Annotated in this window: 11 protein-coding genes; 7 read left to right on the top strand and 4 right to left on the bottom strand. The window is 71.8% G+C overall.

From position 1 onward, the window contains the following. Window positions 1–5 precede the first annotated feature (5 nt). From ACFWV2_RS25920 to ACFWV2_RS25905, 4 genes are all read left to right on the top strand, one after another. Window positions 6–1,484, top strand: a complete 1,479-nt coding sequence (locus tag ACFWV2_RS25920; RefSeq protein ID WP_384408225.1) for an anthranilate synthase component I family protein — start codon at window positions 6–8, stop codon at window positions 1,482–1,484. Then, a complete protein-coding gene (locus ACFWV2_RS25915; RefSeq protein WP_384408223.1) occupies window positions 1,481–2,122 on the top strand; it encodes an anthranilate synthase component II in 642 nt (213 codons plus the stop codon). Before ACFWV2_RS25920 ends, ACFWV2_RS25915 begins: the two co-directional genes overlap by 4 nt. 122 nt (window positions 2,123–2,244) lie before the next feature. Next, window positions 2,245–3,522: a phenylacetate--CoA ligase family protein gene (locus ACFWV2_RS25910; protein WP_384408221.1), complete on the top strand. Its 1,278-nt coding sequence runs from the start codon at window positions 2,245–2,247 to the stop codon at window positions 3,520–3,522. Beyond that, a complete protein-coding gene (locus ACFWV2_RS25905) occupies window positions 3,494–3,703 on the top strand; it encodes a DUF6052 family protein (RefSeq protein ID WP_384408219.1) in 210 nt (69 codons plus the stop codon). The genes ACFWV2_RS25910 and ACFWV2_RS25905 overlap by 29 nt, the downstream gene beginning before the upstream one ends. Window positions 3,704–3,769: 66 nt before the next feature. Here the strand turns inward: ACFWV2_RS25905 and ACFWV2_RS25900 are convergent, their stop codons facing one another. Next, window positions 3,770–5,182 (bottom strand): extracellular solute-binding protein, encoded by a 1,413-nt coding sequence (locus tag ACFWV2_RS25900; RefSeq protein ID WP_384408217.1) that lies wholly within the window; start codon window positions 5,180–5,182, stop codon window positions 3,770–3,772. A gap of 50 nt (window positions 5,183–5,232) precedes the next feature. Continuing rightward, window positions 5,233–6,402, bottom strand: coding sequence for an epoxide hydrolase family protein (locus ACFWV2_RS25895; protein WP_384408215.1), 1,170 nt, complete (start codon window positions 6,400–6,402; stop codon window positions 5,233–5,235). A 285-nt stretch (window positions 6,403–6,687) separates the two neighbouring features. Between ACFWV2_RS25895 and ACFWV2_RS25890 the strand changes: the two genes are divergently transcribed. Beyond that, window positions 6,688–8,220 carry a methyltransferase domain-containing protein gene (locus ACFWV2_RS25890; RefSeq protein ID WP_384408213.1) on the top strand — a complete coding sequence of 511 codons (1,533 nt, stop codon included), beginning with the start codon at window positions 6,688–6,690 and terminating at the stop codon, window positions 8,218–8,220. Between the two features lie 24 nt (window positions 8,221–8,244). After that, the gene (locus tag ACFWV2_RS25885) at window positions 8,245–9,630 is read left to right on the top strand and encodes an FAD-binding oxidoreductase (protein WP_384408211.1); all 1,386 of its coding nucleotides are present in this window, start codon (window positions 8,245–8,247) and stop codon (window positions 9,628–9,630) included. A 159-nt stretch (window positions 9,631–9,789) separates the two neighbouring features. On the opposite strand, the gene ACFWV2_RS25880 is transcribed toward ACFWV2_RS25885, so the two are convergent. Then, window positions 9,790–10,236 (bottom strand): enediyne antibiotic chromoprotein, encoded by a 447-nt coding sequence (locus tag ACFWV2_RS25880; protein WP_384408209.1) that lies wholly within the window; start codon window positions 10,234–10,236, stop codon window positions 9,790–9,792. Between the two features lie 282 nt (window positions 10,237–10,518). On the opposite strand from ACFWV2_RS25880, the gene ACFWV2_RS25875 reads away from it, so the two are divergent. Further along, on the top strand, window positions 10,519–12,093 hold the full coding sequence (locus tag ACFWV2_RS25875; protein ID WP_384408207.1) for an MFS transporter: 1,575 nt from the start codon (window positions 10,519–10,521) through the stop codon (window positions 12,091–12,093). 68 nt (window positions 12,094–12,161) lie between these two features. Here the strand turns inward: ACFWV2_RS25875 and cmdF are convergent, their stop codons facing one another. Beyond that, window positions 12,162–13,775 (bottom strand): tyrosine 2,3-aminomutase, encoded by a 1,614-nt coding sequence (cmdF, locus tag ACFWV2_RS25870; protein WP_384408205.1) that lies wholly within the window; start codon window positions 13,773–13,775, stop codon window positions 12,162–12,164. Window positions 13,776–13,839: the final 64 nt, after the last annotated feature.

Genomic DNA, 13,839 nt, shown 5'->3' with positions numbered 1-13,839 from the left:
CCGCGATGACCGACCTGCTCCCGGCCCCGGCAGCGATCCGGGTGACCACCCGGACACACACGCTGTCCCCGGTGCCGATGCTGCCCGCCTACCGCGCCCTGACCGGGCGCTTCGGACCTGACGAGGTCTATCTGCTCGAATCGGCCGGGGGGCCGATCCGCGACCGCCGCTACCAGGTCGTGGGCTTCGGTGCGCTGTTGTCCGTGGCGGTCACCGACGGCGTCGTCCGCGTCGACGGCGTTCCCGCGCTGCGCCGGCCGCTGCTGGAACGGATCCGTCCGCTGCTCACCGAGGACGCCGGAGGCACCCTCCGGCTGCGGACCTTCGCGGACCTCTGGCCGCTGCTGCGGGCCACCCGGGCGCTGTTCGACGCCGAGGGTTCGCCGACGAGTTTCCGGTTCGGGTTCCTGAGCTACTTCGGCTACGACACCGTGCGTTACGTGGAGGAGCTGCCGTACCTCATCGAGCAGCGGCCCGACCTGCCCGACGTCCAGCTCGTCCTGCACCAGGGCTGCGTCGTCCGCGACCTCGCCGACGGACGGACCGAACTCCTGCTCCACGAGTCCGACGCCTGGCCCGCTCTGGCGGCGCCGGAGATCACGGCCCTCCTGGAGCGTGCCGAGGACACCCACCCCGAACCCGTCGCGGACACCATCCCCGGGTCGACCGTGAGCGACGACACCAGCCCCGAGGCGTTCCACCGCGACGTCGAACGCTGCCTGGAGCACATCGCGGTCGGCGACATCTACCAGGTGCAGATCGGTCATGAACTGGCCATGCGCTCCGACGCCGACCCCGTCGACGTCTACCAGCGGCTGCGGCGGCGCAACGCCTCCCCCTACATGTACCTGGCGAGCGTCGGCGGCCAGTGCGTCATCGGCGCGAGCCCGGAACTGTTCGTCCGCGTCGAGGAGGGCGCCGTCACCATGCGGCCGATCGCCGGGACGCTACCCCGCACCGGCGACGACGAGGAAGCGGCGCGGCGGCTGAGCTCCGACCCCAAGGAGATCGCCGAGCACACCATGCTGGTGGACCTGTGCCGCAACGACATCGGCCGGATCGCCCGGGCGGACACCCTCGCCGTACCGGACGAGTTCGTGGTCGAGCGGTACTCCCACGTCCTGCACCTCGTGTCGACCGTCACCGGAGAGGCGGAACCCGGCAAGGACGCGTTCGACGCCGTCACCGCCCTGTTCCCCGCCGGCACCATGACCGGCACGCCCAAGATCCGGGCCATGGAGATCATCGAGTCCCTGGAGCACAGCCGCCGCGGCCTGTACGCGGGCGCGCTCGGCCTGATCGACGTCGGCGGATACACCAACCTCGCGCTGTGCATCCGCACCCTCTTCCACCACGACGGCGTCTACCGCACACGCGCCTCGGCCGGAATCGTCGCCGACTCCGTCCCGGCGAAGGAGTGGCGGGAGACGCTGGCCAAGATGAGCGCCGCCCACTGGGCGGTCACCGGAAAGGAGTTGCTGTGACCTTCCTCCCCACCGGGGCGGCCGCCGGGCGGCCGCAGGTCCTGGTGGTCGACGCCTTCGACAGCTTCGTCGACATCCTCCGGCAGTACCTGATGTCGGCCGGGGCCGATCCGGTCATGGTGCGCTCCACCGCCGTGCGCCTGACGGACATCGAGAGGGACCTCCCCGACGCGATCCTGCTCGGCCCCGGTCCCGGCCACCCGGACGAGTCCGGCCACGTCGAGATCGTGCGGGCCTTCGGCGGGCGTCTGCCGCTGCTCGGCGTCTGCCTCGGCCACCAGGCCATCGGCCGCGCGTACGGCGCCGACGTGGTGCCGGCGCGCCGGCTGATGCACGGCAAGGCCAGCCCGATCGACCACGACGGACGCGGCCTGTTCGCCGGGCTGCCGGCCGGGTTCTCGGCGACCCGTTACCACTCGCTGATCGTGCCCGAGCAGACCGTGCCGTCCTGTCTGGAGGTCACGGCCCGGTCAGCCGACGACGGCTACGTGATGGGGCTGCGGCACCGGACCCTGCCCATCGAGTCCGTCCAGTTCCACCCGGAGAGCTTCCGCACCGACCACGGCATGCGCGTGATCTCCAACTTCCTCGAAGGAGTCAGGGAGTTCTCCGCCGTGGCGACCGTCCGCGCCGCCTGACAGGGGGCGGAGGACCGCACGTGCTGAGATGCGCGGCCGCTGCCGGGCGTGATGGGCTCGCTCACGTAGGCGTCGCGCACCTCGGAGGCGTAGTGGAGTACTGGAACGGAAAAACGGAGACCATGCCCCGCGAGGAGCTGGAGCGATGGCAGTGGCACCGGTTGCGGCGTGCCCTGGACCACGCCCGGCGGAACTCCCCGTTCTGGGCGGAGCGCATCCCGGACGGCATCACCTCGATGGACGCGTACACGGAGCGGATGCCCCTGCTGTACAAGGCGGACCTCCTCGCCTCGCAGCAAGCGGCGCCGCCGTACGGCACCTGGCCCTCGCTCGACCCGGTGCACGGCGTGCGGCACCACCAGACCAGCGGCACCAGCGGCAACCCCCCGGTCCGCACGTTCGACACCGAACGCGACTGGAAGTGGATCACCGACACGTTCTGCACGGCCCTGTACGCCAACGGGGTGCGCCCCCGGCACAAGGCCCTGGTGGCCTTCGGCTACGGCCTGTTCGCCGGGTTCTGGGGTATGCACTACGCCCTGGAGCGCATGGGCTGCACCGTCGTCCCGGCCGGCGGCCTCGACTCGAAGACGGTGGTCCGGCTGCTGGTCGACTACCGGATCGAGGTCCTCGGACTCACCCCCAGCTACGCGATGCGGCTGATCGAGACTGCGGCCGAGATGGGCGTCGACCTCGCCCGCGACGCCAACGTCCAGGTCATGCTGGCAGGCGCGGAGCCGCGCTCCGACTTCACGACCCGTACGATCGAGCAGGCGTTCGGCGCCCGTGTCTTCAACGCCGCGGGCACCACGGAGTTCGGCGCGGTCTTCATGTTCGAGTGCCCCTCGCGCCGTGGCGCCTGCCACATCAACGAGCCGACGGTGATCGAGGAGGTCCTGCACCCCGAGACGAAGGAGCCGGTCGGCTACGGCGAGGAAGGCGTCCGCGTCACCACCGGCCTCTATCGCGAGGGCATGCAGCTCTTCCGCCACTGGACCGAGGACATGGTGGTCAAGCGGCCCTACACCGACTGTGGATGCGGCCGGACCTGGGACTTCCTCGACGGCGGCATCCTGCGGCGCTACGACGACATGCGCAAGATCCGGGGGGTCTCCGTCACCCCGGTGATGATCGAGGACGTGCTCCGCGGCTTCGGCGAGGTCGCGGAGTTCCGTTCCTCCCTCCGCACGGTCCGCGGCCTTGACACCGTCCACGTCCAGGCCGAGGCGGACGGCGTCACCGGTGAGGCCGCGTCGGCCCTGTGCGCGCGGATCGCCGAGGAGTTCAAGCGCGAGATCGGCATCCGGCCCCAGGTGGAACTGGTCCCCGGCGGCAGCCTGCCCCGAACGAGATGGAAGGCGGCACGACTTCATGACGAACGACAGCTCGCTCACGCCTGAGCAGGAGCACCTGCTCCTGGAGAGCTACCGGACCCTCACGGACCTGGCGGAGACCTGTCGGGTCCCGGCGGTCTCCGCCGCGCTGCGCGGCGCCCTCGCCGAGCTGCGCGTCGCCCTCGACGGGCAGGCGGTGGACCTGGAGGACTACTACCGGCCGCTCCGCACCGTCGCGGCGGCCTGAGCCGTACACCCACCCGACGCCGAAGGGGGGCGGACCGACCGGTCCGCCCCCTCGCCGTGTCGTCGGCTACTCCTTCGACACGCCCTTCACCGCGTCCTCCAGCTGGGCGCCGGTGTAGTCCTCCGCGTCGCGGAAGTACTCCACCCGCAGGCTCTCTGCCCTGCGCACGCCGTTGTCGACGCGGTCCTTCTCGTACGCGTCGAGCAGCGCCTGGGCCTCGGCCGTGGCCTCGGCGAACCGCTCGGCGGGCAGGTCGCCGCGGCTCAGCACGTCGTCCATGGCCCGGGTCATGACGTCCTGGACGCCGGCGAAGTCGCCGAAGATCGCTCCGCGGCACGGCGGCACGCCCTCGCCCTGGCCCTCGTCGTACGAGCCGAGCTGAGCGCTCGCCAGCCGGTGGTAGGGGTTCGCCTCGAACCAGCCCTCGTCCTCCAGCAGACGGTAGGAGGAGCGGGTGACCGGGACGAAGCTGCTGGCGATGTGCCGGTCGGCGGCGTTCCGGGGGTTGTTGAGGAACTGCATGAAGGCCAGCGCGCCGTCCTGCGTCACCTCGTCCAGGCCGTCGGCCAGCCACAGCGAGGTGCCCGCGATGATGTTGCCGCCGTAGGGTACGCCGTCCCGCTGCGGGAACCGGCCGACGGACATCTCGAAGCCGGCGTTCTCGGCCGCCGTCGCCATGTAGTTGAGGTCGTTGGAAGAGGTGACGCGGATCGCCACGTCCTGGTCGGCGAAGGCCTTGATGTTGCCCTCCCAGTCCGGGATCTTCCCGGTGTAGAGGTAGTGGCCCTTGCGCTGCAGCTCGCGCCACCACTCCGCCCAGGTCAGCATCGCCTCCGACGACAGGTCCAGGCGGGTCGCCCGGCCCGCGCGGCCGTTGGCGTTGTCGGCGAGCTCACCGCCCTGGACCGCGAGCGCCTGCTGGAAGAACAGACCGTGGTTGGCCCAGGTGACACCGTGCGACGGGCCGCCCTCCAGGGCCGCCACGGCCTCGCAGGCCGCCTCGACCCCGGCCCAGGTCGTGGGCAGGGTGGAGACCCCGGCCCTGTCCAGCACCGTCTTGTTGCCGTAGATCAGCATGGCCGTGACCACGGCCGGCATCGACGTGAGATCGCCGTCCACCGAGTAGTACTCGCGTACCGACGGGATGAGGTCGTCGACGACGACCGGTTCGCCGAGGATCTCCGTACGACCCGCGATCGCCTTCTGCACCGAGGTGAACAGCGGCTTCCCGTCACGGGTGCGCGAGTCCCGGGCGGCCTGGGTGACGGCGAAGTAGTACTCCGCTACGGCCGGGGGGCGTCCCGCGTCGGCGGCCTCGGCGATCTGCTGCGACAGCAGCCGGAAGTCACGGCCCTCGATGTTGATCTCGTACTCGGGGTGCGCCTTCTCGAACTCGGCTCCCAGCCGGTGGAGCCGGTCCATGTAGCCGGGGAACGTCAGGTCGGCCACCCAGACGTCGATCACGGTCTTGGCCGTCATGCCATGCCTCATCTCTCTCGTAAGCGTTCGAAACGGTTCGGCGGCGCGCGTCAGACGGCGACGGCGACGGGCCGGAGCGCCCGCGCGAAGGCACGGATGTCCCCGGTCAGCGCGGTCGGCTGCTCCAGAGCGGCGAAGTGACCGCCCTGCTCGAATTCGGTCCAGTGCGTGATGTTCGGGAGGTCGCGGTCGGCGAAGCGGCGGACCGGCACGAAGATGTCATCAGGGAACACGGCGACGCCGACCGGCACCGTCACCGGCGGCGGCACGGCGCCGCTCGCCGCGGCCCGGACCCCGGCGGCACCCTCGTAGTAGAACTGCGCGGACGAACCGGCGGTGGCCGTCAGCCAGTAGATCGTCACGTTCGTCAGCAACCGGTCGCGGTCGACCGCGTCCTCCGGCAGGTCCGTCGCACCGGTCCAGTCGAGGAACTTCTCGACGATCCAGGCGAGCTGGCCCACGGGGGAGTCGGTGAGCCCGTACGCGAGCGTCTGCGGGCGGGTCTGCTGGAGCTTCATGTAACCGGAGAGCTCCGCGTCGAACCGGGCCAGCTTGCCCAGGCGCGCCTGGTCGCGCTCGTCCAGGCCCTCGAACTCGGCGGGGTCCCCGGACGGGAAGGTCATCAGCATGTTCACGTGGACGCCGAGGACGTGCTCGGGGTCGATGCGGCCGAGCTCCAGGGAGATCACCGCTCCGGCGTCGCCGCCCTGCGCGACGTACTTCCCGTAGCCCAGGCGGGCCATGAGTTCGGCCCAGGCGCGGGCGATCCGCGCGGTGTCCCAGCCGGTCTCGGTCAGCGTGGAGAAGCCGTAGCCCGGGATCGACGGGATCACCAGGTGGAAGGCCTCGGCCGGGTCGCCGCCGTGCGCGCGCGGGTCGGTCAGCGGCCCGATCACGTCCAGGAACTCGGCGACCGAGCCCGGCCATCCGTGGGTGAGGAGGAGCGGGGTCGCGTCCGGCTCGGGGGAGGTGACGTGCAGGAAGTGCACCTGTGCGCCGTCGATCTCCTCGACGAACTGCGGGTGCGCGTTCAACTGCGCCTCGGCCGCCCGCCAGTCGAAGGAGGTGCGCCAGTACGCGGCGAGCTCCTTGAGGTACCCGACCGGAACACCCCGGTCCCAGCCCACGCCGGGCAGTTCGTCCGGCCAGCGCGTCGCGTCGAGGCGGCGATGCAGGTCGTCGATCTGGGCCTGCGGGATGTCGATGCGGAAGGGGTGCATGAGCGCTCCGGAGATGGCTGACCGCCGGCGGCAGGTCATCGGTCGAGGGGGAACGGGGGCGTGCCCGCGGAGCCGGGACCGGTCCCGGAGCACCCGGAGCGCCCAGCCGTATCGTCCGCCGTCGTCGAATCCGCCCGCATCTTGCGGATTGCTCCACCTGCGCCCCGGTCCGCCGCGCGGGCCGGAAGGGCAGCCAGGAAGATGCGGTGGTCGCCCGGCCGCTGGCAGCGTGACGGTCGCGCGTGGCGCCGGCGACCGCCGCACAGACCTTGGAAGGACATGGAGATGAACGTTTCCACCGCCCCAGCTGCCGTCGGCCTCGCCGACGCCTTCGTCGAGGCCGCGCCCGACGGCGTGGCCGGGGAGTTCCGCGCGCTGGTGGGCGTCCTGTGGGAGGACGGCACGGCGAGTGGGCAGGCCCTGGCCGCCGTTCCCGCGCTCGTGGCTGCCCTGGAACGGGCCGGCACCGACCGCAAGGGGCACCTGGCCGTCCTCCTCGGTCTGCTGGCCGAGACGGAGTACCCCGACCTCGACGGCCCGATCGCCGGCGCTGTCCGCGGACACCTCGACACCTACCTGGAGCTGCTCGGCACCCCCGGCATCGGTACACCGCTCACCCTCGCCCTGCTCTACCTGCTCGCGCACTTCCCCGCCGAGCGCGAACGGATCCTTGGCGCGGTCGCCGCGCTGGACCTCGAGGCCGAGGACATCTCCCGCCTGGACCGCGCGCTGAGCACACTCGACCTCGAGCGCCCCGACCTCGGCCGGGTGTGGCCCTCGCCGTCGGCGTGGACCCTGAACGAGGACGAGCGCGCCTTCGACCAGGGATGGATCAAGGAACTGGCGCCCGAGCAGCTCGTGGCGAACTGGGAGAACGACACCCGTACCGTCCTCGGCTGCACCGGTGCCCGCGCCTACTGGGCGGTGTGCAACGGAGACCCCCGCAACCTGCCCGCCGCGCCGGTTCCCGAGCGCCGCGAGGTCGCCGCCCCGGTCGCCGACGCCGCCCTGTTCGCCCCGACCCTCGGCGCGCTGCGCTGCCCCTCCTGCCAGGGGTCGCTGGAGTCCCACGACGGCGTCGCGCTCTGCGGCGGCTGCCAGGCGCGCTACCCGGTCGCCGGCGGCATCCTCGACCTGACCGCGACGGCGGCCGAAGGGGACACCGCCGCCGACTTCCTGGAGAAGCTGTCCCGCGTCCCCAGCATGGGCCTGTTCTACGAAGCCGTGGCCCGCCCGGCCTTCCTGCGGGTCTCCGGTTCCGACTGGGGCGGCGCGGTCGCCCCCGAGGACGAGGACCGCTACATCGCGGAGCAGGTACGGCCCGTCGACGGGCCCGTCCTCGACCTGGGAGCCGGCGCCGGCCGGTGGACCGCAGTCATCGCCGAGACGGTCGGAGCCGAGCGGCTCATCGCCCTCGACTCGGCGCTGCCCATGCTCAACGTGCTGCGCGGGCGACTGCCCGAGGTGCCCTCCGTCCTCGCCTCCGCCGCCGAGCTTCCCTTCGAGGACGCCTCGCTGGGCGCGGTCGTGTGCTGGAACGCGCTCCAGGCCTTCTACGCCGACGCCGGCGCGGCGATCGCCGAGGTCGGCCGGGTCCTGCGGCCGGGCGGCACCTTCACCCTGATGACGTTCCGCCGCTCCGACGACCCCGTCTACCGCTACTTCCAGAGCGCCCACCGCTTCCCGCAACACCAGGGCGGCCTGCAGCTCTTCGACCTCGACGACCTGCGGCGCTGGCTCGACGACGCCGGCCTGACGGTCCGCGAGGAGAGCGGCCCGGGAACGTTCGTGTTCCTGACGGCCGTGCGCGAGCACTGACACAGACAAGGAAGAACCGCCGACATGAACCAGCACGACGTCCTCCAGGAGTCCTTCGCGGCACCCGGCTCGCCGGAGTACGACGAGGCCACGGGCGTCTTCAACCTCGCCGCCCCGGCGCGCCCCGACGCGGCCGTGACCGTCCGCACCGTCGACGAGGTCCGCGCCGCCGTGCGCGAGGCGGGCGAGCGGGACCTGGCCGTACGGGTCCACACCACCGGCCACGCCTCCGGTGCGCGACCTCCCGCCGACCGAGGCGTGCTCATCCGCACCCGGCTGGACGGCGGCGTCGAGATCGACGTCGAGCGCCGCGTCGCCCGCGTTCCGGCGGGTACGACCTGGGGCGAGGTCGTCGCGGCCGCCGCGCCGTACGGCCTGGCCACCCCGCACGGCTCGGCCGCCCACGTAGGCGTCGTCGGCTACCTGCTCGGCGGCGGCGTCAGCTTCTACGGCCGGCACACCGGACTCGCCGCCAACAGCGTGCGCGCGGTCGAACTCGTCACCGCCGACGGTGAGCCGGTCCGCACCGATGCCGAGAACGACCCCGAACTGTTCTGGGCGCTGCGTGGCGGAGGCGGTGGCTTCGGCGTCGTCACCGCCGTCGAGATCGCGCTCTTCCCGGTGGCGAAGGTCGTCACCGGAGCCACGTACTGGTCGGCTGCTCACGCCCGCCCGCTGCTCGCGGCCTGGCGCGACTGGACCCGCACGGCACCGCGCCACGCGACCACCTCGCTGCGCGTGATGAACCTGCCGCCCGTCCCCGGCGTCCCGCCCGCCCTGGCGGCCGGGCCCGTGCTGTGCGTCGACGGCGCGGTGCTCGCCGCGTCGCCGGACGATGTGGCCGAGGCGGAGCGGCAGGCAGAGAACCTGCTCGGGCCCCTGCGCGACCTCGCCGAACCGCTCCTCGACACCTGGGCGCTCACCGACGCCGCCGGCGTGCTCGACGCCCACATGGACCCGGCCGACCCGGTCCCGTTCATCGGCGACCACCTGCTTCTCGCGGAACTCTCCGACAAGGCGGCGGAGGCGTTCCTGGCCGTCGTCGGCGAGGGCTCCGGATCCCCGCTGGTCGTCGCCACCCTCCGTCAGCTCGGTGGGGCGTTCGCGGACCCGGACCCGCGTGGCGGTGTGCTGAACCAGGTGGACGCGGCCTTCGCGTACATGGGGTCGGGCCCTCCGTTCGGGCCGGTCACCGTGGGGGACCTCGAGGCCCACTGCGCCACCGTGCGCGCCGCGCTGGCACCCTGGGACACGGGGACCACCGTGCCCTCCCTGGTCGAGGGGGCGGACCGGCCGCAGCGTCATCTCGCTGCCGGCGCCGTGGCTGCCGTGGACCGGGTCCGGGCACGGATCGACCCGTGCGGCCGGTTCGCCGGGGACATCGCTCCCGGCGCGACCGCGGCGGGCTGAGTTCCGTTCCCGGCGCACGCCGAACGGCGCGGTTCCTCGGGGGCCGCGCCGTTCGGCGTTCTCGCGGAGTCCGTGACGGAACACGTCCGAGCCCCCGGCCGTCGGCTGGCGGCCGACGTGCCGAGGGCTCCGGAGGGGGATGCCCGTGCCGGGCCGGGATTACTTGAAGGAGATCAGCTGGCCGCCGCCCTCGCCGGCGTCGCTGCCCAGGCCCACCTGGGTCTGGGTGGTCTTGGCGTTGACGGTGCCCCAGACGGTGCGGTCGGCGCCGACGACGGCCTGGAAGGAGCTGTGCACGACCATCGTCGTGTTCACCTTGCCCTGCGCGTCCGAGACGACGTCCTTCGCGGTGGTCGCGTCACAGCCGTACTTGCCCGGCTCGACGAACGCGCACTGACCCAGGTGGAAGACCGTGTTCGGGGTCAGACCGGAGGCGGTGACGGTGACCTGCTGGCCGTCCGAGAGGGCCGACGCCGGCGACACCGAGACGACCGGCGCGGTGGGGGCGGCGCTCGCGGAGGGCTGCAGGGTCAGTGCCAGACCGGCGGCGACGGCGGTGGCGGCGGCGACGCGGGTGGCAAGGCCGAGCTTGTTCTTGACGATCATTTCCTGACTCCATGTCATGTGTGAGGGGATCTCAGGACCGCGGGACCCGGCGTGCTTTCGTGGGGCCGTTTCCCCTTGTCCGCCAACGACATTAGAAGCGGGTGATCACCGTCCGCATCTTCGAGGTTGCTTCATGAAACTCACTCCCGCGCGGCGTCAGGACGGCACTCTGCGAGATGCGTGCACGGCTCCGGCCGGGAGACCCTCGGGGGCGGGCGCGCGCGGCCATGGGCAGAGACGCGGAAAGCCCTCCACACACACGACGACGGGAAGAACAGGCACATGACTGCAGGCGGTGCTCCCAAGGCCGGGCGCAAGGAGTGGATCGGGCTGGGAATCCTCGCCCTTCCCACTTTGCTCGTGGCCCTCGACGTTTTCGTACTCCTCCTCGCGCTGCCGCACCTGAGTGCGGATCTCGGCGCGAACAGCAACCAGCAGCTGTGGATCATGGACATCTACGGCTTCCTGGTCGCCGGCTTCCTGGTCCCCATGGGCACCCTCGGCGACCGCATCGGCCGCCGCAAGCTGCTGCTGATCGGCGGCGCGGCCTTCGGCGCCGCCTCGCTGCTCGCCGCGTTCGCCACCAGTCCGGCCATGCTGATCGCCGCCCGTGTACTGCTGGGCATCGCCGGCGCGGCGATCAGCCCGTCCACCCTGGCGCTGATCTCCACGATGTTCCAGGACGCCAAGCAGCGGGCCGCCGCGATCGGCATGTGGGCCAGCTGCTTCACCCTCGGCGCCATCATCGGCCCGATGCTCGGCGGCGTCATGCTCGAGCACTTCTGGTGGGGCTCGCTCTTCCTCCTCGGCGTCCCGGTCATGGTCCTGCTGCTGATCGTGGGCCCCAAGGTGCTGCCCGAATCCGCCAACCCCGAGGCCGGCCGTATCGATCTGCCGAGCGTCGCCCTCAACCTGGGCACCACCCTCCCGGTCATCTACGGGATCAAGGAGACCGCCCGCAACGGCTGGAGCCCGCTGTCCGGTGCCGCCATCGTCGTCGGCATCGTCCTCGGCGTGCTCTTCGTCCGGCGTCAGCGCGCGCTGACCGCCCCGCTGCTCGACGTATCGCTCTTCCGCCACGGCCGCTTCAGCGCCTCGCTGCTCGGCCTGCTCGCCTACAGCCTCATCGGCGGCACGGTCATGCTCCTCATGACCCAGTACTTCCAGGCCGCCCAGCGCATGACCCCGATCGAGTCCGGCCTCGGCCTGCTCCCGGGCATGGCCGCCGCGACCGTCTCCTTCATGGTCTGCCCGATCATCGCCCGCAAGATCCGCCCCGCGTACGTCATCGGCGCGGGCATCGTCGGCGTGGTCGCCGTCCTGCTCGTCTTCTCGCAGCTGAGCGCCGACAGCGGCACCGCCACCCTGATCGCGGGCTTCGCCGTCTTCTCCTTCTGCGGCGCCCCGATCGTCGCGCTCGGCACCAACATGGTCGTCGGCGCCGTCCCGCCGGAGAAGGCCGGTTCCGCCGGCGCGCTCTCCCAGATCAGCAACGAGTTCGGCGCGGCCCTCGGCGTGGCCACGCTCGGCACCCTGGGTCTGGCCGTCTACCGCGACCGGGTGGCGGACACCGTGCCGGCGACCGTCCCGGCCGACGCGGCCGAGGCCGCCCGCGACAGCGTCTCCGGCGCGGCCGCCGCCACGCAGAACCTGCCCCAGCAGCTCGCCGACGCGCTGATGGAACCGGTCCGCGTCGCGTTCACCGGCGGCATCCACACGGTCGCCACGGTCAGCGCGATCCTGATCGCGGTGGCGGGAGCCTTCTTCGTCGCCCTGATGCGCCACGTCCCGCCGATCGGCCAGGAGGAGGCCCCGGCCGAGGCCGCGTCCTCCGACGAGCAGACGCTCGCGGCCTGAACCGATCCCACACGCGGAAGCGCCCCCACCCGACCGGGTGGGGGCGCTTCCGCGTCACGGGAAGGAGGTCAGCGCAGCTCGACGTCCGTGTACTTGGCGAGCGCGGTGAGGAACTCACCCCGCGACAGGGCCGCCGCGACGAGCTCGATGTCGTCGGCCATGTACCGGTCCACGCCCAGCGCCGGCACCAGGGAGCGCACGGCGTCGTACGTCGCCTTGGAAGCGGGGCTCAGGTCCTCGAAGCGGCCCGACACGTCGACGGCCTGGGCGGCGGCGAGGAACTCCACGGCGAGGATCCGGTTGTTGTTGCCGAGCACCCGCCGGGCGTTGCGGCCGGCGATCAGCCCCATGCTGACGACGTCCTGGTTGTCGCCGTTGGACGGGACGGACTGGGTGGAGGCCGGGCCGATGGTGCGGTTCTCCGCCACCAGCGCGGTCGCGGGGTACTGGGCTCCGGCGAAGCCGCAGTTCAGACCGGGCTCGGAAGCGACGAGGAACTCCGGAAGGCCGTAACTGAGGTGACGGTTCAGCAGACGGTTGAGCTGCCGCTCGGCGAGGACGCCGAGCTGGGTGAGGGCGATCGTCACGAAGTCCAGGACGAAGGCGATCGGCTGACCGTGGAAGTTGGCGCCGTGGAAGATCTCCTTGCCCTCGAAGAACAGCGGGTTGTCGTTGGCGGAGTTGAGCTCGATCTCCAGCTTGTCCTGGGCGTGGTAGAGGGTGTCGCGCACCGCGCCGAGGATCTGCGGGACGGCGCGCAGCGTGTAGGCCTTCTGGAGGTAGGTCTCGGTCCGCTGGACCTCCTTCCCGTCCTCCTTCACGTCCTGCACCTGGCGGCGCAGCTCCGCGTGCTCGGCGATCAGGTTGCTGCCGGCCAGCAGGGCCCGCATGTTGGCGGCCGAGTCGATCTGTCCCCGATGCGGACGGGCCACGTCGTGGCCCTCGGACCCGAAGGGGCTGGCGGAGCCGCGCAGCACGTCGTTGAGCAGGGCGGAGACCAGCTCGGCCTGCCGGGTCTGGGCCAGGGCGCGCTCCACGACGAGCGAACCGAGACCGGTCATCGCCGACGTTCCGTTGATGAGCGCGAGCCCCTCCTTGAACCGCAGCTGGAGCGGCTCTATGCCGTGCTCGCGCAGGACCGCGGCCGTCTCCACCGGCCGGCCGTCGCGCAGCACGTAGCCCTCACCGATCAGCGTGCTCGCGATGTGCGAGAGCGGGACGAGGTCGCCACTGGCGCCCAGCGAGCCGATCTCGGGTATGGCCGGGATGATGCCCCGGTTCAGATAGAGGGCGAGGCGCTCCAGGATCTCGGGGCGCACCGCGGAGTGACCCTTGGCGAGGGTGTTGAGGCGCGCCGCCACGATCGCCCGCGCCTCGTCCTCGGCGAACAGCGGCCCCACGCCGGAGCTGTGGCTGCGGACCAGGTTGGTCTGCAGTTCGACTTCCTTGGACTTGTCGACCTGCATGTAGATCATCTCGCCGTAACCGGTGGTCACGCCGTAGATGGGAACGTTCTGCTCCGCCAGATCCTCCAGCATCGCCCGGCTGCGCAGCGTCTTGGCGACCGCCTCGGGGGCGACGTCGGCCTGCGCCCCCTCCTCGGCGATGCGCCGGACGGCGTCGATGGTGAGGGTCTGGCCGTCAAAGGAGACGGGGGCGGTGACGGTCTCGACTGAGCTCAACGCTTTCACTCCAGGGCGTAGATGCGGTGCGGGGCAGAGGCGGGCGGGCGACGCGAAGGCGGAC

This window comes from Streptomyces sp. NPDC058671 (assembly GCF_042716475.1).
Classification (GTDB): Bacteria; Actinomycetota; Actinomycetes; order Streptomycetales; family Streptomycetaceae; genus Streptomyces.
Note: the sequence above shows the minus strand (reverse complement) of the source record. Positions and strands in the feature narration are given on the sequence as shown.

Excerpts from the sequence above, each read along its gene's own strand:
- ACFWV2_RS25900 (WP_384408217.1), bottom strand. The coding sequence starts at position 5,182 with ATGACGGCCAAGACCGTGATCGACGTCTGGGTGGCCGACCTGACGTTC.
- ACFWV2_RS25920 (WP_384408225.1), top strand. The coding sequence starts at position 6 with ATGACCGACCTGCTCCCGGCCCCGGCAGCGATCCGGGTGACCACCCGG.
- ACFWV2_RS25885 (WP_384408211.1), top strand. The coding sequence starts at position 8,245 with ATGAACCAGCACGACGTCCTCCAGGAGTCCTTCGCGGCACCCGGCTCG.
- ACFWV2_RS25910 (WP_384408221.1), top strand. The coding sequence starts at position 2,245 with ATGCCCCGCGAGGAGCTGGAGCGATGGCAGTGGCACCGGTTGCGGCGT.
- ACFWV2_RS25880 (WP_384408209.1), bottom strand. The coding sequence starts at position 10,236 with ATGATCGTCAAGAACAAGCTCGGCCTTGCCACCCGCGTCGCCGCCGCC.
- ACFWV2_RS25895 (WP_384408215.1), bottom strand. The coding sequence starts at position 6,402 with ATGCACCCCTTCCGCATCGACATCCCGCAGGCCCAGATCGACGACCTG.
- ACFWV2_RS25890 (WP_384408213.1), top strand. The coding sequence starts at position 6,688 with ATGAACGTTTCCACCGCCCCAGCTGCCGTCGGCCTCGCCGACGCCTTC.
- ACFWV2_RS25875 (WP_384408207.1), top strand. The coding sequence starts at position 10,519 with ATGACTGCAGGCGGTGCTCCCAAGGCCGGGCGCAAGGAGTGGATCGGG.
- ACFWV2_RS25905 (WP_384408219.1), top strand. The coding sequence starts at position 3,494 with ATGACGAACGACAGCTCGCTCACGCCTGAGCAGGAGCACCTGCTCCTG.